This is a genomic window from Novosphingobium mississippiense (genome assembly GCF_044029535.1).
Classification (GTDB): Bacteria; Pseudomonadota; Alphaproteobacteria; order Sphingomonadales; family Sphingomonadaceae; genus Novosphingobium.
Genome location: NZ_CP147001.1, coordinates 2,181,381 through 2,205,933, shown reverse-complemented (window position 1 = coordinate 2,205,933; position 24,553 = coordinate 2,181,381). Strand labels below are relative to the sequence as shown.

Annotated in this window: 24 protein-coding genes; 17 read left to right on the top strand and 7 right to left on the bottom strand. The window is 65.8% G+C overall.

From position 1 onward, the window contains the following. Positions 1–55: 55 nt before the first annotated feature. Positions 56–358, bottom strand: coding sequence for a DUF1153 domain-containing protein (locus tag WBP06_RS10540; protein WP_395327256.1), 303 nt, complete (start codon positions 356–358; stop codon positions 56–58). Positions 359–589: 231 nt separating this feature from the next. Between WBP06_RS10540 and WBP06_RS10535 the strand changes: the two genes are divergently transcribed. Beyond that, complete coding sequence (locus WBP06_RS10535; protein WP_395327254.1) at positions 590–862, top strand: PilZ domain-containing protein; 273 nt, start codon at positions 590–592, stop codon at positions 860–862. A 79-nt stretch (positions 863–941) separates the two neighbouring features. On the opposite strand, the gene WBP06_RS10530 is transcribed toward WBP06_RS10535, so the two are convergent. Both WBP06_RS10530 and bla read right to left on the bottom strand, forming a co-directional pair. After that, positions 942–1,844 carry a 50S ribosomal protein L11 methyltransferase gene (locus WBP06_RS10530; RefSeq protein ID WP_395327253.1) on the bottom strand — a complete coding sequence of 301 codons (903 nt, stop codon included), beginning with the start codon at positions 1,842–1,844 and terminating at the stop codon, positions 942–944. Further along, positions 1,841–2,782 carry a subclass B3 metallo-beta-lactamase gene (bla, locus tag WBP06_RS10525; protein ID WP_395327251.1) on the bottom strand — a complete coding sequence of 314 codons (942 nt, stop codon included), beginning with the start codon at positions 2,780–2,782 and terminating at the stop codon, positions 1,841–1,843. The genes WBP06_RS10530 and bla overlap by 4 nt, the downstream gene beginning before the upstream one ends. A gap of 247 nt (positions 2,783–3,029) precedes the next feature. On the opposite strand from bla, the gene sdhC reads away from it, so the two are divergent. The 7 genes from sdhC to WBP06_RS10490 all read left to right on the top strand — a co-directional run bounded on the left by sdhC (position 3,030) and on the right by WBP06_RS10490 (position 9,056). Beyond that, entirely contained in the window at positions 3,030–3,425 is a 396-nt protein-coding gene (gene sdhC, locus WBP06_RS10520; protein WP_395327249.1) for a succinate dehydrogenase, cytochrome b556 subunit, read from the top strand. Between the two features lie 10 nt (positions 3,426–3,435). Continuing rightward, positions 3,436–3,822: a succinate dehydrogenase, hydrophobic membrane anchor protein gene (sdhD, locus tag WBP06_RS10515; RefSeq protein ID WP_395327247.1), complete on the top strand. Its 387-nt coding sequence runs from the start codon at positions 3,436–3,438 to the stop codon at positions 3,820–3,822. Then, on the top strand, positions 3,822–5,630 hold the full coding sequence (sdhA, locus tag WBP06_RS10510; protein WP_395327245.1) for a succinate dehydrogenase flavoprotein subunit: 1,809 nt from the start codon (positions 3,822–3,824) through the stop codon (positions 5,628–5,630). Before sdhD ends, sdhA begins: the two co-directional genes overlap by 1 nt. A 181-nt stretch (positions 5,631–5,811) precedes the next feature. After that, a complete protein-coding gene (locus tag WBP06_RS10505) occupies positions 5,812–6,402 on the top strand; it encodes an HdeD family acid-resistance protein (RefSeq protein ID WP_395327244.1) in 591 nt (196 codons plus the stop codon). A gap of 24 nt (positions 6,403–6,426) precedes the next feature. Then, the gene (locus WBP06_RS10500; protein ID WP_395327242.1) at positions 6,427–6,879 is read left to right on the top strand and encodes a YidH family protein; all 453 of its coding nucleotides are present in this window, start codon (positions 6,427–6,429) and stop codon (positions 6,877–6,879) included. Between the two features lie 54 nt (positions 6,880–6,933). Next, positions 6,934–7,332, top strand: coding sequence for a BlaI/MecI/CopY family transcriptional regulator (locus tag WBP06_RS10495; RefSeq protein ID WP_395327240.1), 399 nt, complete (start codon positions 6,934–6,936; stop codon positions 7,330–7,332). Further along, positions 7,329–9,056, top strand: a complete 1,728-nt coding sequence (locus WBP06_RS10490) for a M56 family metallopeptidase (RefSeq protein WP_395327238.1) — start codon at positions 7,329–7,331, stop codon at positions 9,054–9,056. The genes WBP06_RS10495 and WBP06_RS10490 overlap by 4 nt, the downstream gene beginning before the upstream one ends. Positions 9,057–9,108: 52 nt before the next feature. On the opposite strand, the gene WBP06_RS10485 is transcribed toward WBP06_RS10490, so the two are convergent. Further along, positions 9,109–9,753 (bottom strand): hypothetical protein, encoded by a 645-nt coding sequence (locus tag WBP06_RS10485; RefSeq protein ID WP_395327236.1) that lies wholly within the window; start codon positions 9,751–9,753, stop codon positions 9,109–9,111. A gap of 117 nt (positions 9,754–9,870) precedes the next feature. Further along, positions 9,871–10,737 (bottom strand): neutral zinc metallopeptidase, encoded by an 867-nt coding sequence (locus WBP06_RS10480; RefSeq protein ID WP_395327234.1) that lies wholly within the window; start codon positions 10,735–10,737, stop codon positions 9,871–9,873. Positions 10,738–10,922: 185 nt separating this feature from the next. Between WBP06_RS10480 and WBP06_RS10475 the strand changes: the two genes are divergently transcribed. From WBP06_RS10475 to WBP06_RS10460, 4 genes are all read left to right on the top strand, one after another. Beyond that, a complete protein-coding gene (locus WBP06_RS10475) occupies positions 10,923–12,518 on the top strand; it encodes a M28 family peptidase (protein ID WP_395327232.1) in 1,596 nt (531 codons plus the stop codon). 93 nt (positions 12,519–12,611) lie between these two features. Further along, positions 12,612–14,069, top strand: a complete 1,458-nt coding sequence (gene guaB, locus WBP06_RS10470) for an IMP dehydrogenase (RefSeq protein ID WP_395327231.1) — start codon at positions 12,612–12,614, stop codon at positions 14,067–14,069. Positions 14,070–14,087: 18 nt separating this feature from the next. Beyond that, positions 14,088–15,260 carry an RsmB/NOP family class I SAM-dependent RNA methyltransferase gene (locus tag WBP06_RS10465; protein WP_395327229.1) on the top strand — a complete coding sequence of 391 codons (1,173 nt, stop codon included), beginning with the start codon at positions 14,088–14,090 and terminating at the stop codon, positions 15,258–15,260. Between the two features lie 13 nt (positions 15,261–15,273). Continuing rightward, positions 15,274–15,816 (top strand): tetratricopeptide repeat protein, encoded by a 543-nt coding sequence (locus WBP06_RS10460; RefSeq protein ID WP_395327227.1) that lies wholly within the window; start codon positions 15,274–15,276, stop codon positions 15,814–15,816. A gap of 53 nt (positions 15,817–15,869) precedes the next feature. Here the strand turns inward: WBP06_RS10460 and WBP06_RS10455 are convergent, their stop codons facing one another. Then, the gene (locus WBP06_RS10455) at positions 15,870–16,352 is read right to left on the bottom strand and encodes an RNA pyrophosphohydrolase (RefSeq protein WP_395327225.1); all 483 of its coding nucleotides are present in this window, start codon (positions 16,350–16,352) and stop codon (positions 15,870–15,872) included. Between the two features lie 283 nt (positions 16,353–16,635). On the opposite strand from WBP06_RS10455, the gene WBP06_RS10450 reads away from it, so the two are divergent. The 3 genes from WBP06_RS10450 (at position 16,636) to WBP06_RS10440 (ending at position 20,966) form a co-directional block, all read left to right on the top strand. After that, positions 16,636–18,639 carry a 2-oxoacid:acceptor oxidoreductase subunit alpha gene (locus WBP06_RS10450; RefSeq protein WP_395327224.1) on the top strand — a complete coding sequence of 668 codons (2,004 nt, stop codon included), beginning with the start codon at positions 16,636–16,638 and terminating at the stop codon, positions 18,637–18,639. A 38-nt stretch (positions 18,640–18,677) separates the two neighbouring features. Beyond that, complete coding sequence (locus tag WBP06_RS10445) at positions 18,678–19,706, top strand: 2-oxoacid:ferredoxin oxidoreductase subunit beta (RefSeq protein ID WP_395327223.1); 1,029 nt, start codon at positions 18,678–18,680, stop codon at positions 19,704–19,706. A gap of 282 nt (positions 19,707–19,988) precedes the next feature. Further along, positions 19,989–20,966, top strand: a complete 978-nt coding sequence (locus tag WBP06_RS10440) for a metal-dependent hydrolase (RefSeq protein WP_395327222.1) — start codon at positions 19,989–19,991, stop codon at positions 20,964–20,966. Here WBP06_RS10440 and WBP06_RS10435 read toward each other — a convergent pair. Continuing rightward, entirely contained in the window at positions 20,935–21,651 is a 717-nt protein-coding gene (locus WBP06_RS10435; protein WP_395327221.1) for a phosphatase PAP2 family protein, read from the bottom strand. The two genes, WBP06_RS10440 and WBP06_RS10435, sit on opposite strands and share 32 nt — an antisense overlap. A 41-nt stretch (positions 21,652–21,692) precedes the next feature. Here WBP06_RS10435 and WBP06_RS10430 point away from each other — a divergent pair, with 41 nt between their 5' ends. Further along, the gene (locus WBP06_RS10430) at positions 21,693–23,072 is read left to right on the top strand and encodes a cryptochrome/photolyase family protein (RefSeq protein WP_395334124.1); all 1,380 of its coding nucleotides are present in this window, start codon (positions 21,693–21,695) and stop codon (positions 23,070–23,072) included. A 49-nt stretch (positions 23,073–23,121) separates the two neighbouring features. After that, positions 23,122–24,426 carry a class I SAM-dependent methyltransferase gene (locus WBP06_RS10425; RefSeq protein WP_395327220.1) on the top strand — a complete coding sequence of 435 codons (1,305 nt, stop codon included), beginning with the start codon at positions 23,122–23,124 and terminating at the stop codon, positions 24,424–24,426. Positions 24,427–24,553 lie beyond the last annotated feature (127 nt).

Genomic DNA, 24,553 nt, shown 5'->3' with positions numbered 1-24,553 from the left:
ACGCCGGAGGGGACACACCTATCCTCCCGGCGAGGGTGCCGCAGCACCAGCCCGCTCAGGAGAAACGGGACTGGCGTTCGTGCACCTGTCGGTAGTGCTGCACGCGGGTGGCGCGCAGCCCTGCCATTCCTTCGCGCTCAATCGCGCGTTGCCACGAGGCAAGTTCCTCGAGCGTGAGATCGTAGCGTTCGCAGGCCTCGGCGATCGTCAACAGGCCCCCATTGACGGCAGCCACGACCTCGGCCTTCCGGCGCGCAACCCAGCGTAGGGTATCGCGCGGCGGCAGGCTCTTGCGGTCGAGAGCTTCACCCAGGGGTCCCACGACGACCGCAGGCCGGTCGAGTTCGGTACGAAGCATGTTTGGCCTCATGAGCTGTTGTTACCAGCCCCCCTTGAGGTCTAATTCTTGTTTGTAATCCCTAATTCGGACTTACCGGACATGGTTAATTTTCAATTCGGTGTTTCTAGGTAAGTTACTGTAAGAATTGAGTATTTTTACGTCAGAAAAGTTGCACAGATATTAACGAGCCGTTTACCTCTCTTAATTACACTTCCCTATCAAGCGGTTCGAACCGTTCGGCATGGAGAAGTGAACGTGGCCCTCGGGCTTTCCCCTTATGCGCCAGCGCTTGCCAGGCACGTCTCGCCAGAGGGGTGCCAGCTCGTCGTCGAGCGCAACATGCTGGAAAAGGGCGTGCGGCTGGTGTTGTGGCTGGCCGGTTGCCCGCAGGTGACCGGGACGGTGCGCTGGGTGGTGGAGGATCGCGCCGGCTTCGCGTTCGACGCGCCGATCGCGGCGGACCTGATGGGCATCATGCGCCTTGGCCCGCAAGGCCCGGGGCTGGAACTGCGCCGCGCCTGACAACCTATAATCGAGTTTCCGACTTCAGGTCCGTTGTCCTGCCGGGCCAGCCTTCAGCGGCCCGGCAGGTCGAACGCGTTCAGAACCGGCGCGCGCGCATCCAGAGGATCGACCAGTCGCCCTTGACCAGTCGCGCGACCAGTCGCAACCCGGCACGGCGACAGGCGCGACGCACCGATGCCTCCTGCGTTTCCAGCAGACCGGCCAGCAGCAAGTGCCCGCCCGGCGTCAGCGACTTGGCAAAGTCCGGCGCCAGGCTGACCAGCGGACCGGCCAGGATGTTTGCCATGATCAGGTCGTAAGGGCCGCGTACGTCGAGCAAGGGCGCATCCATGCCGTCGGCGATGGTCATGACCAGTTCGCCCGGCCGGCCTCCCAGCGGCACGCCGTTCGCATCGGCATTGTCGGCCACCACGGTGGCGCAGACCGCGTCGATATCGCTCGCCGTGGCGCGGGCGCGGGGCCAGAGCGTCATCGCCGCGAAGGCGAGCAGGCCGGTGCCGGTGCCGATGTCGGCATGGTTGCGGATGATCATCCCGCGCGACTTCATGTATGTCAGCATTTCCAGGCAGCCCGCCGTGGTGGCGTGCTGGCCGGTGCCGAAAGCCTGGCTGGCGGGAATCACGAAATCGGTGACGCCTGCCTCGTTGAGCGGCGGATACTCGGGCGTGTGGACGTAGAAACGGCCGGCGCGGATCGGCTCCAGGCCCTCCTGGCTGGTGACGAGCCAGTCGGTTTCGGGCAGTTCCTCGATGACGAATTCGGGCACGTCGCCAGCGAACAGCGCGGTGAGGGCGTCCGTTTCCGCCTTGCCCGGCTTCTGCTCCATCCAGGCTTCCAGTTGCCAGTCGTCGGGCTTGTCCTCGGCAATCTCGCTGCCGGAAATGACGATTTCCGGATCCCAGTCGAAAGCGTCCTCGTGGGCGACAAGGGCGCTCTCGATCACGGAACGGGGGGCGAAGGCAGTAATTTTCCAGCTCACGAACGGGTCTCCTTCGCTTCGGGATGCGCCTCGTCGGAAAGGCGCTGGTCGAAGCGGACAGTGGCGGCGGCCGCATACGTGCGGCACGCGGTGGGATCGACCAGCGGCGATGTGCCCGCCAGGCGCGCGAAAAGATCGCTGGCGCCGGGATGCGGGGTGATCAGCAGGTCGCAGGGAAGGGCCGCGATTCGCGCATAGCCCTGGCGGACGGCGGCCACGCGATCGGGATGGTCGGTAAAGCGGTAGCTCTTGACGGAGATCGCGCTGACGCTGTCGGCATAGGCCATGTTCAGGCATTTGCCTGCATCGTTGCAGGATCGCCAGGTCCAGCTGGTCGATCCGGCGGCGTGGGAGGGGGTGGCGTGGGCGGTGAGTGCGATGGTGCCCAATGTCACGCGTTCGCCATCGGTCAGCCGCTTGTCGACATGGACTGCCGGGAACGCATCCAACTGGCCGAACTGCGGATCGGCGGGATTGGCCTTGCCGCTTTCCAAGACTTCGGCCGAGGCGGGCATAGCGGCGACGCGGGCACCGGTCGCGCGTTGCAGCGCGGCTAGGGCGCCGGCATGGTCGAAATGTTCGTGGGTGGACAGGATCCAGCGCACATCCTTCGGCTTGAAGCCTGCCGCCTTGATATTGGCGAGAACCAGCGGCGCCGCTTCGGGCACACCGCCGTCGATCAGCACGTGGCCCTGTTTTCCGGTGATCAGGATTGCGGTGATGCCGCAGGTGCCGACGTACCAGGTATTGCCGAAAAGATGCGCGGGCGGTGCGGCATCGGCCCAGCCGTCGCGCCCCTTGCAGGCGGCGGCGAGTCGGGCCTGCGTGGCGCCGGTATCGTCCGAGGCCGCAGCTTCCGATCGCGCGGCGGCGTCGGGCGCGGGCGTGCAGGCGGCCAGCAGCAGGGCGGGCGCGATGATGTTCGGCAGGCGATTCATGCGGCGATTCATGGGGCTGGGCTTTAGGCCGGAGGGACCGCCAAGACCAGTGGCAGCGCGTTCGTTGGCCGGGCCGGGTGGGGCGGCCTGACTTGCCTGACCGATGTGCCGAGCGAAAAGTGGCTTGTGTGCGATGCATTCGCGATGTGCTTCGCGGAACTTGCGCCAAGCCGCGATTTGTCTAAGGGGACTTCTCGACAGGGGCAGCTTGACGCTGCTGCAAAGGCAAAAGGGATTCGAAAGAGCCATGGCCAAAGACGGCACCAGGAACCGTCCGCTTTCGCCCCATCTCCAGATCTGGCGTTGGGGCCCTCACATGTTCGTCTCGATTCTGCACCGCGTGACGGGCGATGGCATGGCATTTGCCGGCCTGGGCCTGCTGCTGTGGTGGCTCGGGGCGCTGGCCAGCGGACCCGCAGCTTACGCACAGCTCACCAAGTGCATGACCTCGATTCCGGGTTATGTCGTGCTCGTGGGCATCTCCTGGGCTTTCTTCAGCCACATGATGAGCGGCCTGCGTCACTTCGTGCTCGATATCGGCGCCGGTTTCGAACTGAAGGCCAACAAGACCTTCTCGATCCTTGCACCGATCATGGGTGTGGTCCTCACCGTCGCCTTCTGGGCGATCCTGCTGCTTCGCTGAGGGACGGAACATGGGTAACGGAACTTCCATCGGCCGCGTTCGCGGCCTCGGCTCGGCAAAGACCGGCGTTCATCATTGGCTGCTGCAGCGCTTCACCGCGATCGGCAACCTGCTGACCGGCATCTTCCTTGCCGTCTCGATCCTCTTCCTGCCTGACATGAGCTATGCCTCGGTCGCCGAATGGCTGGCCCGTCCGGTTCCCGCCGTGGCGATGGTCCTGCTGGTGGTGACCACGTTCTGGCACGCGCGCATCGGCCTGCAGGTGCTGGTCGAGGACTATGTGCATGAGCACGCCAACAAGTTCGCCTGCATCGCGGCGCTGAACCTTGCCGCCTGCGGTGGCATCGCCTTCGGCGTCTTCTGCGTCATCCGCCTCGCGCTGGGAGCTCACGCATAATGTCCGCCCCTGCCTACAAGATCATCGACCATACCTATGACACCGTCGTCGTCGGCGCCGGTGGCTCGGGTCTGCGCGCCACGATGGGTTCGGCCGAAGCCGGCCTGAAGACCGCGTGCATCACCAAGGTCTTCCCCACCCGTTCGCACACCGTCGCGGCACAGGGCGGCATCGCCGCCTCGCTCTGCAACAACACGCCGGACCATTGGACCTGGCACATGTACGACACCGTCAAGGGGTCGGACTGGCTGGGTGACCAGGACGCCATCGAATACATGGTGCGCGAAGCCCCGGCAGCGGTCTACGAGCTGGAACACGCCGGCGTGCCCTTCAGCCGCAACGCCGACGGCACGATCTACCAGCGCCCGTTCGGCGGCCACATGCAGAACATGGGCGAAGGCCCGCCGGTGCAGCGCACTTGCGCCGCCGCGGACCGTACCGGCCACGCCATGCTGCACGCGCTGTACCAGCAGTCGCTGAAGTACGATGCGGACTTCTTCATCGAATACTTCGCGATCGACCTGATCATGGACGGCGGCAAGTGCGTCGGCGTGATCGCGCTGTGCCTTGACGACGGTTCGATCCACCGCTTCCGTGCGCAGGCCGTCGTGCTGGCGACCGGCGGTTACGGCCGCAGCTACTTCACCGCCACTTCGGCCCACACCTGCACCGGCGACGGCGGCGGCATGGTCCTGCGCGCCGGCCTGCCCCTGCAGGACATGGAATTCGTGCAGTTCCACCCCACCGGTATCTACGGCGCGGGCGTGCTGATCACCGAAGGCGCGCGCGGCGAAGGCGGCTACCTCACCAACTCCGAAGGTGAGCGCTTCATGGAGCGTTACGCGCCTTCTGCGAAGGACCTGGCCAGCCGCGACGTGGTTTCGCGTTCGATGGCGCTGGAAATCCGCGAAGGCCGCGGCGTCGGCCCGCACAAGGACCACATCTACCTGCACCTCGATCACATCGATCCCAAGGTGCTGGGCGAGCGTCTGCCGGGCATCACCGAAAGCGGCAAGATCTTCGCAGGCGTGGACCTTACCCGCCAGCCGCTGCCGGTTGTGCCGACCGTCCACTACAACATGGGCGGCATTCCCTGTAACTACCACGGCGAAGTCGTCACCATCGGCCCGGACGGCAATCCGGACACCGTGGTGCCGGGCCTGTTCGCGGTGGGCGAGGCGGCCTGCGTCTCGGTCCACGGCGCCAACCGCCTGGGTTCGAACTCGCTGATCGACCTCGTGGTGTTCGGCCGTGCAACCGGCCATCGCCTCAAGGAAATCGTCAAGCCGGGCGCTGCGCAGCAGGAACTGCCGACGAATTCGGCAGACATGGCGCTTACCCGCCTGGACCACTTCCGCAACGCCAACGGCGGTTCGCCGACGGCGGAAGTCCGCACCGAGATGCAGCGCACCATGTCGGCCCACGCCGCCGTGTTCCGCACCGATGAACTCATGGTCGAAGGCAAGGAAAAGCTCGCCAAGACCTATGAGCGCATGAACGACATCAAGGTTACCGACCGTGGCCTGATCTGGAACTCGGACCTGGTGGAAACGCTGGAGCTGGACAACCTGATCTCGCAGGCTTCGGTCACGCTGCACGGCGCCCAGGCGCGCAAGGAAAGCCGCGGCGCCCACGCGCACGAGGACTTCCCGAACCGCGACGACGCGAACTGGATGAAGCACACCGTGGGCTGGTTCAACGGCTGGGGCGGCAAGGGCGGCGAAATCCGTCTCGATTACCGTCCGGTCCATGAATACACGCTCACCGACGACGCACAGTACATCAAGCCCAAGGCCCGCGTGTATTGATACCGGCTTCGGCATGAATAAAGGGAAGGGCGGTGCATCCACGCGGATGCGCCGCCCTTCTTCGTTTTGAAGGGCTTCAGCGGGAAAACCCTGAGATCGGTGTTCCAACCAACTGCATTGCAACCGAAACCACTCCGTCGCATTACTTTGGCAACATCGCGTGGGAACAGGAGTCGATTGCATGACGACCTCACACACCGACCCGAATGCTTTTGCCGATCCTCTGGCGCCTCCCTACCTCGGCTCGCCACCGCTAGGCTGGGGCTGGGTGCTTGCCTATGGCCTGCTGCTGATCGCGGTTGCGGTGATCGTGATCGCCAATCCGCTGGTGGCCAGCTTCGCGACCGAGGTCCTGATCGGATTCATGCTGTGCGTCTATGGCGTTGCGGGAATCGCCGCCGGTATCCATTCGATGTCGAAGCGTGCGCGCTGGACGGAAATCCTGCTGGGCACCATCGGCCTGCTTGCCGGCCTCTACGTGCTGTTCAACCCGGTGGCTGGCGCGATCACGCTGGTCTGGGCGATCGGGGCATGGCTGCTGATCTCCGGCGGGTTCGAGATCGCCTTCGCGCTCAAGGCCCGACACGACAAGGCCTGGCGCCTGTTCCTGGGTGTGCTTGACGTCGTGCTGGGCGTGCTGCTGCTGATCTCCAGCGTGCCGACCGCGATCGGCTTTCTGGCGATCATGGTGGCGATCAGCTTCTTCATGCGCGGCGTCTTCATGATTGCCGTCGCATTCGGCCTGCGCAAGTTGGGCAAGGCCGCCGGCTGATCCGCACGGCGCGGGAGATCGACGATGGGCGAAGATCCCGAAAACCCGGATGCCAGGCGCGTCCTTGCCGGTGAGATCGCCAAGGACGCGCACCGCGTTGCCGAGAATGTCGAGAAGCAGGCGGACACGGCCGATCGGCGGACGGTACTGGCGGCTGACCGCACCATCCTGGCGGCCGAGCGGACTTACGCGGCCTGGGTGCGCACCGGCCTTGGCGCGCTGGCGTCGGGCATCGGTGCGCGTGCGCTTCTGCAGGGACTGGTCAGCGAGTGGCTGGTGATGACCACCACGGTGATGCTGCTGCTGTTTGCGGAGTTCTGCTTCATCGCCGGTATCTGGCGGCAGCTGCGGCCGGTCGCCCCGCCACCCGAGACCGATACGCCGCGTTTGCCCGCCGCATTGCTGGTGACGTTCAATGCCTTTCTGGTCCTGCTGGGCGCTGCGGTGATGGTGGGTATCCTGACCGAAGGCGTGTAGCCGCATTCATCTGGCGTTCATGTTTACAAACGTAGTCGATTACGTGTGTAAACGATGGAGGAAGCCGTGGCCGAAGAGCCCGACACGCCGGAGCGTATCTCGGAAGCCGAACATGCGGTGATGGAGGCCTTGTGGGAGCGTAGCCCGCTCACCGCCGCCGAAGTCTGCGAAAAGGTCTGCGAGCCGCGCGGCTGGACCCTCGCCACGGTAAAGACGCTGCTCTCGCGGCTGGTCGCCAAGCAGGCGGTCGCTACCGAGCCGGACGGCAAGCGCTTCCTCTATACCCCGCGCATCGCCCGCGAAGCTTATGTCGGCACCGAAAGCCGTCGTCTGGTCGACCGCCTGTTCGGTGGCCGCGCCGCCCCGCTTTTCGCGCATCTTGCCGAGGCCGATGCGTTGACCGAAGATGACATTGCCGAAATCGAGGCCCTCCTGAAGGAGTTGAGGTCATGATCGAGTGGCTTGCCGATACGCTTGTGATGACGGGCGTGCTGATGACGCTGATCCTCTTCGTTCGCCGCCCGGTGGCCCGCATGTTCGGCCCGGCGGCGGCCTATGCGCTTTGGGCGCTGCCGATGATCCGGCTGATCCTTCCTCCGCTGGCGCTGCCGCGCGGGGTCGTGCCCGAGTTTTCCTTCGACGTGGAGCCGATCACGGCGGCTGCGGTGCCGCTGGCGGCATCGGTTCCGGTGGAGACGGTTGGCGAAGTTCCGCTCGCCGCGCATGATGCGATCGCGGCGCCGATTGCGGATAACGTGCCGGCATTCACCGATCCCGGGCTCTTCGCGCATGTCCCGTGGATGGCGCTGCTGCTGGCCGTTTGGCTGGGCGGCGCGGTGGTCTTCCTCGCCTGGCGCACCTGGAACTATCACTTGATGCGGCGCGAGATCCTGACCGATGCGCGCCTGGTCGCCCGCTCAGGCGAAGTGCGTATCTACGAAAGCCCGGCGGCCGCCGCGCCGCTGGCCTTCGGCGTGTTCGAGAAGTACGTGGCGTTGCCCGAGGGCTTTCTGGCGACCGTGGATTCCGAATCGTCCGATTTCGCGATCGCCCATGAGCTGGAGCACCATTGGGGCAACGACCTGCTGGCGATCATGGCGCTGCAGCCGCTGTTCGCGCTCCACTGGTTCAACCCGCTGGGCTGGGCGGCATGGCGCGCGCTGCGCGCCGATCAGGAGGCCGCCTGTGACGCGCGCGTCATGGCGGGTTGCGGGCGAGCGATGCGGGCCCGCTACGGCCGGCTGATCGCCAGTTTCGCGGCAGGCACCCGGCTGACGCTGGCCGCGCCCATGGCCGGCACGCTGGCGGGCGACAAGCCGATCATCCAGCGCTTGAAGGCGCTGGGCCGCGCCGAAGTCTCACCCGCTCGCCGGGTTGCCGCACGCAGCCTGTTCGCGCTGGCCGTGGTTTCGGTGCCGTTCACCGCCACCGTCACTTATGCGGCGATGGAAGAAGCCCCTGAAGTGCCGAAGGTGCCGGTGGCTCCCACCGCACCTGCGGTGCCCGCCGCGCCTCTGGCTCCCGCAATCCGCGCGGTGGATCCCGATGCGGCGGGTACAAACGGGGAAGGCACGGATGTGACCGAGGCGCCGATGGCGCCGCCCGTTCCCGAAGCGCCCGAGGCTCCGGCTGGCCCGCAGGTCGCTGTCGCCCCGGTGCCGCCGGCCCCGCCGCAGCCGCCTGAGCCGCCTGCATCGGTCTCGCTCAATCGCGCCATTGCCCGTTCCGTGCAGGCAAGCGTGGCGCAAGCCATGCGGGGCGTGCCCGAGGTAAAGCAGCGCGTCTCGGCCGATGGCAAGGTGCAGACCATCCGCTTCGTTACGCGCAATGCGGACGGATCGCGGGTCTATCGGGAAATGACGATCGACAGCCGCTGCCCGGCGGACAGGGCCCATAGCGAGGCGCGTTCGAGCCGGGGAGCCTCATCCCAGGTGATCTGCACGGGCATGCCGAGAGAGGCGATCGAGGCATCCATGCAGGCCGCAAAAGCGATTGCCGATGCCCGTGCCGAAGTGGCCGCCAATCGCCAGATGTCGGCGGAGATGCGGAACGAGATCACCGCCGAACTCAATGCAGAGATGGCAAGGGCCCGCGCCGAGGTTGATCGCGCCCGTGCCGAAGCGCGTGCCGAAGCCGACCACGCCCGTAGCGAAGCGGATAACGCCTGGAACGATTGATGGCCATGAACTGGTTTGCCGGTGCGGCATAACCCTGCCGCGGCAAACCGGTTCAAGGCACTTTCTGGACGACCGGGGTAGACGTGGTGGGGACGGAGGCGGTGCCGCCGTCCCGCTTCGCATCATCCGCTTCCTGCTTGCCGTCCCGCTTGCGGTCCTTTTCCTGGCTTTGCAGATGCGCCTGGATGATCGCGGGCGTTGCCGGGGAGGCGGGATACTTGCAGCCCTTGGCATGGCCCACGCCCTTCAGGAAAGAGCGGCGGGCGATACCCGCGCGAATGGCGGCGAGCACGGCGCGGTCCTGCGCGTTCGCGCCGGATATCTCGCGAATCAGGCCGCGGAACGGGACCAGCGACCCGACCGCCCATTTGGCCACGCGCCCGGCGCTGATCGAACCGCCGGGATCGGCCGGCAGATCGGCATCGGGCCCCAGCACATCGTCCAGTGCCAGCACGGCGGCGGAAATCTGGCTGCAGGTCTTGATGCCCGTCAGCGTATAGGGGGCTTGCGTCGCCGCCTGCAGCAGGGGCGGGATTTTGGTCTTGTCCAGATTGAGGTCGGTTGCCGGGGTCTTGGCAATGTCCACCGCATCGGGTTCCGAATCGGTGATCGGACGCTGCCTGGCTGAAGCGGGCGCAGTGGCCAGCGGCGCGGCCAGCAGGGCGGTCAAGACAGCGGCAGTCCATACGTGGCGCATGATCGTCTCCTGAGTGCGGGAGAAGTGCGCGAGCGTGACGGCGTGCGTTACGGGATCATGCGAAGTCCATCGCAAGCCCGACGCCCGAACGGTCGCACCCGCCCGAATTTCTGATGCTTACACGTCCGAGAACGTATCGCATGCGTCCTCGTTCCCTGTGTCCAGACCACGCTTCAGCCATTTCATGCGCTGGGCGCTGGAGCCATGGGTGAAGCTTTCGGGGCTGACGCGCTGGCCGGCATTCTTCATCAGCGTATCGTCGCCGATGGCGCTGGCGGCGGTCATGCCTTCCTCCATGTCGCCCGGCTCGATCCGGTCCTTGTGCTTGCCTGCCCAGACGCCCGCATAGCAGTCCGCCTGAAGCTCCATCCGTACTTGCAGGGCATTGGCTTGAGCGGGATTGCGCTGCTGCGCCTGCCGGATCTTGGAATCGAGACCCAGCAAGTGCTGGACATGGTGCCCGTATTCATGCGCGACCACGTAATAGCGCGCGAAATCGCCCTTGGCGCCCAGCTTGCGGTCCAGTTCGTCATAGAAGCTGGTGTCGATGTAGATGCCCTGGTCGGCGGGGCAATAGAACGGTCCCATCGCCGCCTGCGCCGCGCCGCAGCCGGAACGATCGGTGCCGTTGTAGAAGTGCAGTTCGGGCTGGTCGAACGCGATATTGGCCTGCTTGAACAGCGGCTCCCACGTCTGGTTCAGCGAACTGAGCGCGTTGCAGGCCTCCAGCGCATATTCGTTCTGGCCGCAGATCTTGGCCGGATCCTGCGATTCTCCGGGCTGGGCGGGGGCGCCTTGCTGCGGCACCTGCTGCACGTTCTCGATGGTGCCCAGCATCTGCTGTGGATCCACGCCGAACACGAACATGCCGATCAGCACGATGACCAGCGTGCCGCAGCCGACCTTGCCGCCACCGCCGCCGGGAAAGCGACTGCCGCCCTGGGTTACGCGGATGTTATCGGGGTTGAACCTGTCGAGCCGCATCCGTCCGCTGTCCCTTCGTGTCTGATCCCTCGCACGGGAGCCTAATCGCCCGCCCCGGTCCTGTTCAATCGAAAACGCGGGCTGTGGTTCCTGTGGCACGCTGGCCGGAAAAATCGCATGGGTTCCGATGGCTGGTTGAGATTCGTTAATCGCCGGTGCAATTCCCGCGTATAGGGTGCGGAACGATGAACAGGGGTTTCAAGGCGAGCATGGTCCGTACGGCCGGGGCATTGGCTTTGGGTGGGGCTTTGGCTGCCGCCCTGCTGGGTGCCGGCATTGCCCATTCGGCATCGACATCCCGCGCCGACCAGGAAATCGCTGCCCGCCTGCGCGCCCAGATCGGGGTGCTGGCCAGCGACGATTTCGACGGCCGCGAACCCGGCACCGATGGCGAGGCGAAGACGCTGCGCTATCTTGGCAAGCAATGGTTCGACATCGGGCTTACGTCCGGCACCAACGATCCCGGCCACGAATGGTTCGCGCCGGTAACCCTGGTTGCGCGTGAGCCGGCGGCCTCTTCGGCCCAGTTCCAGCGCAAGGGCGGCCGTCTGGTGACGCCCAAGGACATACTGGTGCTCACCTCCGGCAAGCGCAGCCTGGTGCGCAGCGTGCCGTTGCTGTTCGTGGGCAAGGGCAGGGGGCGTGACTATTCGCGCACCGAACTGGCCGGCCGCATCGCCGTGGTGCTGGACGGCGACACGCACGACAGCCAGCGCCAGAACGACCTGCTGGAAACCGGCGCCTCCGCCGTGCTGACGGTGCTGGATGGCGATCGCAGCCTTGATCAGGTGGCGGCGCGGCGGAAGCGTTCGGGCTATGCGCTGTCCAACGATTCGCTGGGTGGTGATCTGGAAGCCTTCATCACGCGAGAGGCGATGACCGCCTTGCTGAAGGGCACCGGGCAGACGCTGACGGGGCTGGAGAAGCTGGCCGAGAAGCCCGATTTCACGCCGGTTCCGCTGGACCTGACCGCCTCGATGGAGGCGACCACGCGCGAAACCACCATCCGCACGCACAACCTGATCGGCAAGCTGCCCGGCCGCCGCCCCGATACCGGCGCGGTGCTGTTTCTGGCGCACTGGGACCATTTCGGCGAATGCGGCGCTCCCCCGGCAGAGGACGTGATCTGTAACGGCGCGATCGACAATGCCAGCGGCGTCGCCTCGCTGACCGAAGTGGCGCGCCGCCTGTCACGCGGGCCGCAACTGGATCGCGACGTCTATTTCCTGGCCACCACGGGCGAGGAACTGGGCCTGCTTGGCGCCCATGCCTTTGCGGAGAACCCGCCGCTGCCGCTGCGGCAGATCGTGGCGGCCTTCAACATCGATTCGAACGCCATCGCCCCGCACGGCACGCCGTTCGCCATCGTTGGGCGCGGGATGACCGGGCTCGATTCCACCATCGTGAAGGTGGCGAAGTCCGAACGGTTCAAGGTCGTCAACAGCGACGAGGCGAACGATTACGTGCGCCGGCAGGACGGTTGGGCCTTGGCACAACACGATATTCCGGCCGTGCTCGTCTCCACCGCTTATGGCGACATGACGCGGATGCGTGCCTTCTTCGATGGCGACTATCACCGACCCAGCGACGATCTGGTGCACATGGCACACCCGCTGGAACTGGGCGGCGCGGTGGATGATGTTAAGCTTCTTTCGGCACTTGGCCGGTGGTTCGCCGATCTTCGCAAGGTTCCCGCCAGCGCCGTCAGCAGCATGCCGAAGGGAACCCCGGCCCCGGTTCCGACCCCGGCGTCGAGCCCGGTTCCGCCGACGGAAAAATGAGGACTGCCGGGCGAAATGGGGGCTAGCACTGGCGCCCCCCTTTGATTACATGGGCCGCCACGATTCTCCCCCGACAAGATAATGGTGGCGCACATGGACATTCCCCTCGGACTTACTTTCGACGACGTACTGCTGCGTCCCGCCAAGTCCGATATCGTCCCCACCCAGGCCGATACCCGCACGCGCCTTACGCGCGACATTTCCCTGAACATCCCGGTCATCTCCTCGGCCATGGACACCGTGACCGAGGCCGACATGGCGATCGTCATGGCCCAGCTGGGCGGCATCGGCGTTCTGCACCGCAACCTCACGATCGAGGAACAGTGCGCGGCGGTTCGCGCCGTGAAGCGTTTCGAGAGCGGCATGGTGGTCAACCCGATCACGATCAGCCCTGACGCCACGCTGGGCGAAGCGCAGGCGATCATGCTGGCCAACCGCATCAGCGGCATTCCGGTGGTGGAAGCTTCGGGCAAGCTGGTCGGCATTCTGACCAACCGCGACGTGCGTTTCGCCGCCAACCCGGCCCAGCCGGTGCGCGAGCTGATGACGCATGAGAACCTTGCCACGGTAAAGCTGGGCGTCGATCAGGACGAGGCGCGCCGCCTGCTGCACGCCCGCCGCATCGAAAAGCTGCTGGTGGTCGATAACGACTTCCGCTGCGTGGGCCTGATCACCGTGAAGGACATCGAAAAGGCCGTCACCTATCCGGACGCCACCAAGGACGCCGCCGGCCGCCTGCGCGTTGCCGCCGCCACCACGGTGGGCGACAAGGGCTTCGCCCGCACCGAGGCACTGCTGGCTGCCGAATGCGACGTCGTCGTGATCGACACCGCCCACGGCCATAACAAGGACGTGGCGCTGGCGGTTGAGCGCGTGAAGAAGCTGTCGAACTCCGCACAGGTGATCGCCGGCAACATTGCCACCGCCGAAGCGGCGCGCGCGCTGATCGACGCGGGTGCGGACTGCGTGAAGGTGGGCATCGGGCCGGGCTCGATCTGCACCACGCGCATCGTCGCCGGTGTCGGCGTGCCGCAGTTGACCGCCATCATGGACGCCGCCGAAGAGGCCGACAAGTCGGGCGTTCCGGTGATCGCCGACGGCGGTCTGCGCACTTCGGGCGATGCTGCCAAGGCGCTGGCAGCCGGTGCATCGACCATCATGGTCGGCTCGATGCTGGCCGGCACCGAGGAAGCGCCGGGCGAGACGTTCCTGTACCAGGGCCGTGCCTACAAGTCATACCGCGGCATGGGTTCGGTGGGCGCGATGGGCCGTGGTTCGGCCGACCGCTACTTCCAGGGCGACATCAAGGACCAGATGAAGCTGGTTCCGGAAGGCATCGAAGGCCAGGTGGCCTACAAGGGCCCGGCCAAGGACGTGATCCACCAGCTCGTCGGCGGCATCAAGGCGGCCATGGGCTACACCGGCTCGGCCACGGTCGACGATCTGCGCAAGAACGCCCAGTTCGTGCGCATCACCAATGCCGGCCTGCGCGAGAGCCACGTCCACGACGTGACCATCACGCGTGAGGCGCCGAACTACCCCACGCGCTGATCGCGTAAGGGCAGGAGCATGACGCCGGGTGCGCGCGTTCAGGCAGCGATCGAGGTTCTGGACCTGGTGATCGCGGCGGCGCGCGCCAACGGTGCGCCTGCCGACCGGTTGATCGCGGACTGGTTCCGCACCCGTCGCTTTGCCGGCAGCAAGGACCGGCGGGCGGTTCGGGAACTGACCTATCGGGCGATCCGGGCCTGCGGCGAAGTGCCGGAGACGGGACGCGCCGCCATGCTGCGCATCGCTGCCGAAGATCCGCAGATCGCCGCGTTGTTCGACGGGGCCGGGCATTCGCCCGCTACGATCGTTGCCGGGGAGCCGGTGGCCGAGGCGGGACTTGCTCCGCGCTGGCTGGTCGATCGCTTTGTGGCCAGCGATGTTTCCGAAACCGATGCCACGGCGCTGCTGGACCGCGCGCCGCTGGATATCCGCGTCAACACCTTGCGCGCCGGGCGGCTCGACCTGCCCGAAGGTGGTGAGCGTTCGGTGGCTGCGCATGGCTGGCGCTATCCGCCCGAAACGCGCATCGAACAGTCCGACGCCTATGTTCATGGCGCGATCGAGGTGCAGGACACCGGATCGCAACTGACCTGCGAAGTCGTGGCTGCACGGCCAGGCGACACGGTGATCGACCTTTGCGCCGGGGCAGGGGGCAAGACCCTGGCCTTGGCCGCCGCGATGGAGAACGCCGGCACATTGATCGCTGCCGACGCGGACCGCACGCGTCTGTCGCGCCTTGCGCCGCGTGCCGAACGCGCCGGCGCCACGATCATCGAGACCGTGCTGCTCAATCCCAACAAGGAGGCGGAGGCGCTGCAGCGTTTCGCCGGTGCGGCGGACGCCGTGCTGGTCGACGCGCCATGCTCTGGCACCGGCACCTGGCGCCGCAATCCGGAAGCGCGCTGGCGGCTGACCGAGGCGCAGCTTGCCCGCTATGCGGCGATCCAGTCGCGCCTGCTGGACGTGGCGGCGGGCCTGGTGCGGCCGGGCGGGCGGCTGGTCTTCGTCACCTGCTCGCTGCTGGATGAGGAGGGCGCCGATCAGGCGGCGGGCTTCCTGCGCCGCCATGCCGGCTGGCGCGCCGAAATGCCGACGCTTCCCGCCGGCACGCCGCGCGGGGAAGGGCTCCGCCTCTCGCCATGGCACGACGGGACTGACGGCTTTTTCGTCGCGCGCTTCCATCGGCTGTGATAGCGTCGGCGTCATGATGAGGACGAAGCCCTCGGCCAAGGACCTGTTGATGCGTTACACGCCTGTTGCCATTGCCCTTTCTCTTGTTGTCGCCGTTTCATCCAGCGCCATTTTCTCGCAGTCCGCTGCCGCGATCGACCCGCGTGCCGCCAATCTGCTGGGCGAAGGCCGCGCCGCCATTGCTTCCGGCAATGTCAACGGCGCCATCGATGCCTATGAAGCGGCGTTGACGGTATCGCCCGGCAATGTGACCGTTCTTCTTGCGCTGGCAGACGCCACGCGCCGCCAGGGTCTTCAGGGCAAGGCGCTGCACTATTACCGCGTGGCGCTGGTTTCCGATCCGCGCAACCTGGAAGCGATCGCCGGCGAAGGCATAGCGCTGGCCGAAAAGGGCGCGACCGACAAGGCCGGCCGCAACCTGGCCCGCCTGCAGACGCTCTGCGGCAAGGATTGCGCCGAAACGCAGCAGCTTGCGGCGGAAATCTCCAAGGTCGGCGCGCCGCGCATGGTCAGCGCCGACGCGGTGGCGCCCAAGCCGGTGGTTTCGGAAAACTGAGGGTTTGTGCGGGAGCGCCTGTCGATCAGGCCGCCCCCGTCAAATGGCGCGCATCAGATCAGCGCGCGGAACTCTTCCAGCACGGCGCGGTAGACGCGCTTCTTGAACGGGATGATCAGGTCGGGCAGCAGTTCGGCCTCCACCCACTTCCAGTCGTTGAATTCGGCCGGCTTGTGGGCTTCCAGGTTGACGTTGTCGTCGCTGCCTTCGAAGCGCAGCAGGAACCAGGTCTGGCGCTGGCCGCGATACTTGCCCTTCCACAGCTTGCCGATCAGCTCGTCCGGCAGGTCGTACAGCAGTTCCTCGCGCGTGCGGGACAGGACGGTGACGTCCCGCTCGGTCACGCCGGTTTCTTCCCAAAGCTCGCGCAGTGCGGCGTCCTTCAGGTCTTCGCCATCGTCGACGCCGCCCTGGGGCATTTGCCACCAGTCGCCTTCCTTGGTGTCGATTCGCTTGCCAACGAAAACCTTGCCGTCGGAATTGACCAGCATGACACCGACGCAGGGACGGTAGGGAAGGGACGCGAAATCATTCATCGTCGGAAAGAAATCCAGATTGTGAGGGAGTGGCCTGTCGCCGGGATCTGCCTGTGGATCGCTGGTTCGAAGCGCATGACCGGCACAATGGCCCAAGCCCACGCGCAAAGCCAGCGCGATTTATCCTTCCATCCCCGGTAACCCTTCCGGGAACGAAACGGGCAAGCTCGGGATTTCCCACTTGAGAGTTTTTCTGTTTTGCACCGGTAGTAAGCAGGCATAGTCTGGGACGCGGGAGACAATTCGGCCGGCATCAGAACGGTACTCCCGGAGGAGGACGATGATGGCGACAGTGTTGTCGGATCAAGGCCCGTCGAATCAGAAGGCGTCGGATCAGGGCGCATCTCCGCAGAATGGTCCGCCAAACGACCCGCCAAGTGATCTGGTGGAGGCCGTCGTCGTCCGCTTCGCTGGCGATTCGGGCGACGGCATGCAGCTGACGGGCGGGCAGTTCACCCTGTCCACCGCGCTGGCGGGAAACGACCTTGCCACGTTTCCCGATTTTCCTGCCGAAATCCGCGCCCCGCAGGGCACGCTGTTCGGCGTTTCCGCCTTCCAGATCAACTTCGGCTCCAGCGAGATCACCACGGCGGGCGACGCGCCCGACGTGCTGGTGGCGATGAACCCGGCCGCGTTGAAGACCAATATCCACGCGCTGAAGCCCGGCGGCCTCGTCATCATCGACACGGGGGAGTTCAACAAGCGCAACCTTGAAAAGGCGAAGTACGAAACCGATCCGGTGGAGGATGGCAGCCTTGCCAAGTGGGACGTGCTCGCCTTCGACATCTCCGCGCTGACGCTGGAGGCGGTGAAGCCCTTCGGCCTTGGCAACAAGGAATCGCTGCGCTGCAAGAACATGTGGACGCTGGGGCTGGCGCTCTGGATGTTCGATCGGGACCGGCAGCCGCTGGTGGACTGGCTGAACGCCAAGTTCGCCAAGAACCCGGTGCTGGCAGACGCCAACGTGGCCGCGCTGAATGCCGGGCACGCCTATGGCGAGACGGCGGAACTGGCCGGTCCGCTGCGCAAGCTGCACATCGATCCGGTGCCGACAGAGCCCGGCCTCTACCGCACGATCACCGGGGCGGAGGCGATTTCGTTGGGGCTGGTGGCGGGGGCGCAACTGGCCGGGCTGTCGATGTTTTTCGGCGGCTATCCGATCACGCCGGCCTCCGCCGTGCTGCACAATCTGGTGAAGATGAAGGAGTTCGGCGTCACCACTTTCCAGGCGGAGGATGAGATTGCCGCGATCTGTGCCGCCATCGGCGCCAGCTATGCCGGGCAGTTGGGCGTCACCTCCTCCTCCGGCCCCGGCCTTGCCCTGAAGGGAGAGGCGATGGGGCTGGCGATCATGACCGAGCTGCCGCTGGTCATCGTCAATTCGCAGCGCGGCGGTCCATCCACTGGGCTACCCACCAAGACCGAGCAGTCGGATCTCTATCAGGCCGTCTATGGCCGCAATGGCGATGCGCCGCTGCCGGTGGTGGCGGCGCGGTCCCCCGCCGATGCCTTCGAATGCGCGATCGAAGCGTGCCGGATCGCCACGCAGTACATGACGCCGGTGATCCTGCTGACGGACGGCTATATCGGCAATGCGTCGGAGCCGTGGAAAGTGCCAGACCCGGCGACATTCGCGCCGTTTCCCGCGCAGTTCCTGCAGGAAAGCAACGATCCCGAAGGCAAGGTGCTGCCCTACAAGCGCGATGAGCGCGGCGTGCGCCCGTGGATCAGGCCGGGGACGCCGGGCCTGATGCACCGCATCGGCGGGATCGAGAAAGCGCTGGATACCGGCAACATCGACTATGCACCCGATGTTCACCAGCAGCAGACCGACGCTCGCAAGGCCAAGATCGACGGAGTGGCAAAGACCATCCCGCCGCAGGACGTCTGCCTTGGCAACGTGAGCGGAAAACTGGTCGTGGTCGGCTGGGGTTCGACTTTCGGGCCGATCCATCAGGCGGTGCGGCGTGCGCGCAAGAAGGGGCTGGACGTCAGCCACGTCCACGTCCGCCACGTCTGGCCGCTGCCGGCCAACCTGGGTGAACTTCTGGCAGGCTTCGACAACGTGCTGGTGCCGGAAATGAACACCGGCCAGTTCAAGACCGTGCTGCGCGACCAGTTCCTGATCGACGCGGTGCCCTTGGCCAAGACCAGCGGCCAGCCTTTCGCCATCGCCGAACTGGAAGCGGCGATCGGCACATTCTTCGACGGCATTGCCGACAATGAGGGGGGCGAGGTTTCGGTGAACGAGACCCAGCTGCCCGCTCCGGAAGTGGAAAAACCCTGAACGGAACCAGTATGAAGGTTTAACGGGAGAAGCAGTTCATGAACGACATGACCCCGATCCAGACGACATTGAAGGACTGGGAGACCGATCAGGAAGTCCGCTGGTGCCCCGGCTGCGGAGACTACGCGATCCTGAAGGCGGTGCAGCGCACCCTGCCGATGGTCGGCGCCGATCCCAAGAACACCGTGTTCGTATCGGGCATCGGCTGCTCCAGCCGCTTTCCCTACTACGTCGAAAGCTATGGCTTCCACACGATCCACGGCCGCGCGCCGGCCTTTGCCACCGGCATCAAGCTGGCCAATCCCGATCTGGATGTCTGGCTGGTAACCGGCGACGGCGATGGCATGTCGATCGGCGGCAACCATACGATGCACGTGCTGCGCCGTAACCTCGATTGCCAGATCCTGCTGTTCAACAACGAGATCTATGGCCTGACCAAGGGCCAGTACTCGCCCACGAGCCGGGTCGGCACGCCTTCGCCCACGTCGCCGGTCGGATCGGTGGACCGTCCCGCGCTGCCCTGTGCCTTCGCGCTGGGCGCGGGTGCCCGCTTCGTGGCGCGCGGCTACGATGTGTCGAAAGACCTGCCGGACGTGCTGAAGGCCGCTTACGAACATCGCGGCGCGGCGTTCATCGAGATCTTCCAGAACTGCATCGTCTACAACAAGGACCGCTTCGACGACTTCACGGCGAAGGCGGTGGCGGCGGACAACCAGATCATGCTTCGCGACGGCGCGCCGTTGCTGTTCGCCAAGGATACCAAGGGGTTGGTGCTCGATCTGGACACGCTGTCGCTGAAGGTGGTCGATGTTGTGGATGGCGACTGGCAGGCGGCAGGCGTGGCGGTTCATAACGTACGCAACCGGGGCCTTGCGCATATGCTGGTGGAAATGCCGTTCGGCCCGTTCCCGATGGCGCTGGGCGTGATCTACGACGATCCCGCGCCGACCTTCGAAAGCGCCGTGATCGAAGAGCGCGCCAAGCTGATCGCGGGCAAGACGGCGGATCTCGGCAAGCTGCTGGGCAAGGGGCAGACCTGGGTGGTGGAGGACAAGCCGGCAGCCTGATCTGGGGCGCTTCGTCCAGCCCCCTATCCAAACGTGGCCGATCCAAGCCCAACGCCACCAAGCCCGTCATCCCCGCGAAGGCGGGAATCCCGCTTTTCATTGCGGGCGGGGCAAAAGGCAGCGGGGCCCGCCTTCGCGGGGATGACGAGGGTTTGGGGTGCTGGGTCGTGCTTGTTGCCCAAGCAATCGGGTATCATTGAGCATAGGGCATGGGATGGAGTTCACTCTCCAGGCCGATAATCGCTTCCGCTATCCTGCCATCGATGCAAGACACTGTCCTTCATGGATAATCTCACCCACAGTCTGGTCGGTTGGGCGCTTGGCGAAACCGGGCTGAAGCGTCGTACGCGCAAGGGGCTGGCGGCCTTGGTGCTGGCAGCCAACATGCCCGATATCGATGTGTTCTTCGGCTGGTCACCATGGGCGCCGCTGGCGATGCATCGCGGGTTTACGCATGGCCTTGTCGGCGGCGTGCTGCTGATGCCGCCGTTGCTGGCAGGGCTGCTGTGGCTGTTCGACCGCTGGCAAGCGCGTCGAGGTGCGGTGTTTCGCAGCGGATTGCCGATGCACTTCGGCTGGTTGGTGGCGCTCTGCTATCTGGGCGCGGTCACGCATCCGCTGCTCGACTTGCAGAACGTCTACGCCATCCAGTTGCTTTCACCGATGAGCGGGGACTGGTTCCATACCGATGGCCTGTTCATCCTGTCGCCTTGGCTGCTGGTGATGCTGGGGGTGGGAATCTGGCTGAGCCGTCGCCGCGCGAAGCAAGGGCGTGCCGGGGTAGGCCGTCCCGCGCTGGCGGCATTGGCAGGCGTGGCCGTCTTCATCGTGCTGAACATCGGCCTTTCCATGCTCGCATGGCGCGCACCTTCGGTGGGAGAGCCGCACGCCGCGCCCGATCGCATCTTCGCCTCGCCAGAGCCGCTGGCGTTCTGGCGTCGTGACGTCATCTGGCAGCAGCAGGGCCGGATCGCTTTCGGTCGCTATGATCCCTTTCGCAATCTGACCATGCTGGTTGATGGCACCGCGCCGATTGCCGACAACATGGCCGATCCGCTGGTGAAGAAAGCCGCCGGGGCCACGCCCGCGGCGGAGAAATTCCTGGCCTGGTCGCAAATGCCGATGGCGCGGATCGAACGGCATGGCTGCACCGCCACCGTGACGTTCGGCGATGCGCGCTTCACCGGGCCTGCCGTGCGGCGCAATTTCAATGTGGGCGTGGATGTGCCTACGGACGCTCCGGGTTGTCCGGCTCGGTGATCTGTTCCACCGCCAGCGCCGGGCGATAGAGCGTGGCGCTGGCGGTGAAGGCCCAGGCCGCGCCGCCCAGCCAGCCGGCCATCACGTCGCTGGGCCAATGGACGCCCAGCCAGACCCGGCTCCACGCGATGCACAGGCTGAGCAGCACGGCGGCGGCGATCAGCGTGTGCCGCACGCCCGCGCGCGCGTTCAGCGCCGCGAAGGCAAGGGCCAGCGCGATATAGGTCGATGCCGAATTGAAGCTGTGCCCACTGGGAAAGCTGGCGCCGCCCGCTTCGGTCAGGTGGGGCACGATTTCGGGGCGAGGGCGGCCGAACAGGGCCTTCAGCAGCGTGTTGACCACGCTGCCTGTCAGCACCGTCAGCGCCAGCAGCACTGCCTCCCTGCGGCAGCGCAGCCAGTACAGCGCGATCACCGCCGTGGTCGTGAACAGCGTGATCAGCAGCGATCCGCCCATCGCGGTAAGATCGCGCACCCACTCCAGCAGCTTTACCGGGCCCAGCGGCCGCAAGTCCCCCGCGCGCCAGAACAACAGGCCCAGCTGATCGATGTGCTGCGTGCGGCCGGTGGGAACGGCCCATACGAACATGGCGAAGCCTGCCCAGCAGACGGCGGCGGCAATCGCCGCCTTGCGCGGATCGATGCGGTGGCGGGGCAGGATGGGGGCTTTGGGCAAAGGGTTCATGGCGCTAGGAAACCGTGATGACTACGAAGCGTTCCGGCACCATGCAAACTCCCGTTATCGTCTGGCTGCGGCGCGACCTGCGCCTGTCCGACCAGCCTGCCATTGTCGAGGCTGCAAGCAAAGGGCCGGTTATCCCGGTCTACGTACTGGACGACGATACCCCGAAGCACCGCCGCATGGGTGCGGCCTCCCGCTGGTGGCTGCACCATTCGCTTGTCACCCTGGACGAGAGCCTGCGCGGGAAGGGATCCCGCCTGATCCTGCGCCGGGGCAAGTGCGAGGATGTGCTGGCCGATCTCGCCCGGGAAACCGGCGCGCAGGAGGTTCACGCGCTGCATCACTACGAACCCTGGTGGCGCAATGCCGAACGGGCAGTGGGCAAAGTGGTGGACCTGCATCTGCACCACGGCAACTACCTTGCGCCGGCGGGATCGGTGCTGAACGGATCGGGCAATCCCTATCGCATCTACACGCCGTTCTGGCGCGCGCTGAACGAGCGGATGCCGCCGCACGATCCCTTGCGCCGGCCGCAGCAGATCGACGCGCCGGATCACTGGCCGAAGTCGGACCGGCTGGAGGGCTGGAACCTTCTGCCGACCCAGCCCGACTGGGCCGGCGGGATGCGCGATACGTGGCAGCCGGGCGAAGAGGGGGCGAAGAAGCGCCTGCACGCCTTCGTCGACGAAGCTGCGCGGTATGAGGAGCAGCGCAACCTGCCTTCGGTCGACGGCACATCGTTCCTTTCCCCCCACCTCCATTTCGGGGAGATTTCGCCCGCACAGGTCTGGCACGCGGTGGCCGATGCCGGCGGCCCGGTCGGCACTTTCCTGGGCGAGCTGGGCTGGCGCGACTATGCGCAGAACGTGATCCTGATGCTGCCCGATTATGGCAGCCATTCCGCCAAGGAAGACTTCGCGCATCTGCACTGGCGCAGCGGCAAGGGCGCCGACGCGGACCTGAAGGCATGGCAGCGCGGCAAGACCGGCTATCCCATCGTCGATGCCGGGATGCGACAGCTCTGGCACACCGGCTGGATGCACAACCGTGTACGGATGATCGCCGCCAGTTTCCTGATCAAGCATCTGCTGATCGACTGGCGCGAGGGGGAGCAGTGGTTCTGGGATACGCTGGTGGATGCGGACTATGGCTCCAACAGCGTCAACTGGCAGTGGAGCGCCGGTTCCGGCGTCGACGCGCAGATGTTCGTGCGGATCATGGCGCCGCTCAGCCAGTCGGAAAAGTTCGACGCTGCCGCCTATATCCGCGAATGGGTGCCCGAACTGGCCGATCTGTCCGACGAGGAGATTCACGACCCTTCGCCGATGGTCCGACCCAAGGGTTATCCGCCCAGGATCGTGGAGCATCGCGACGGGCGCGAGCGGGCTCTGGCTGCGTGGCAGAAGACTAAGACAAACAACTAGGCAGTATAGGCAATTGCCCGCGAACCGCATCGGGTCCATATCCGGAATCATGAACGCGCATGCACCCGGGAGAGGCGAGGAACTGGTCGATGGCGGACGGGCGATCGGCGTCGGTCCGCAATGGTTCGCGCGGCTGTGGTCGGGCGGCGTGGCCAGGATTCTCGACCGTATCGACCGGGGATTGGTGCGTGGATCGATCGAGGCGACGCTGCCTTCGGGCGAGAGGCGGCTGCTGGGCGGGCGACAGGCCGGTTTCGATGCGGTGGTGCATCTCAAAAGCTGGCGCGCGCTGCTGCGGCTGGCGACTTCGGGATCGGTCGGCTGGTATCAGGCGTGGGAAGTGGGCGAATGGGATAGCCCCGATCCGGTGCCGCTGTTCGCGCTGTTCATGGACAATGCGGGCAGTCTTGGCGGCGCCGCACGGGCACATGGGCCCTGGCGAATGGCAACCCGGCTGATGCACTGGCTGCGCCGCAACAGCCGATCCGGATCGCTGCGCAACATTCACGCACACTACGACCTGGGCAACGATTTCTACGAAGCCTGGCTGGGCGATACCATGCTCTATTCCAGCGCGATGTACACCAAGCCCGGCAGCGGGCCCAATGCGCTGGCGCAGTTCGTCACGCCGCTGGATGCGGCGCAATCGAACAAGATCGTGTCCATCGCGCGGCGGCTGAAGCTCAAGCCCGGCGGGCGCGTGCTGGAAATCGGCTGCGGCTGGGGCACGCTGGCGGCATTCCTGGCCGATTGCGAGCAAGTCTCGGTCGATGCGATCAGTCTGTCGGACGAACAGCTGGCCTATGCGCGCCAGCGCTGGAAGCCGCAGACCGGCACGGTGGATTTCCGCAAGCAGGACTATCGCGACGTTGCCACCGGGAACGGCGCGGCACTCTACGACGGGATCGCGTCGGTAGAGATGGTGGAGGCCGTCGGCCGGCAATACTGGCCAGACTTCCTCGATTGCGTGGCGCAGAACCTGAAGCCCGGTGCCCGCGCCGCGATCCAGTACATCTCCATCGACGATGGGATCTTCGAATCCTACGCCCGCAGCGCCGATTTCATCCAGACTTTCGTGTTCCCCGGCGGCATGTTGATCAACGAGCCAGAGTTTCGCGCACTGGCCGAGGAACGCGGGCTTGCCTGGGAAGACCGCAAGGGCTTCGGGCAGGACTACGCCCGCACACTGCACGCCTGGCGCGAGAATTTCGACGCCGCGGTGGAGGAGGGGCGGTTGCCCCCGGGCTTCGACGAGCGCTTCATCCGCCTATGGCGCTTCTACCTGATGTACTGCGAAGGCGGTTTCCTGGGCGGCGGCATCGACGTCGCGCAAGTGACGCTGGTGAAGGCCTAGTGGGCCGGCATCGCGCTTGCCCACCCCGCTGCGACTAACTCCGCTACGCTCCGCAAGTCTCGCGTCCCTCCCGCTGGCGGGAGGGTTAAACCGCGCTGTCGTTCCATCGCGGCGGTGAACCTCCCCT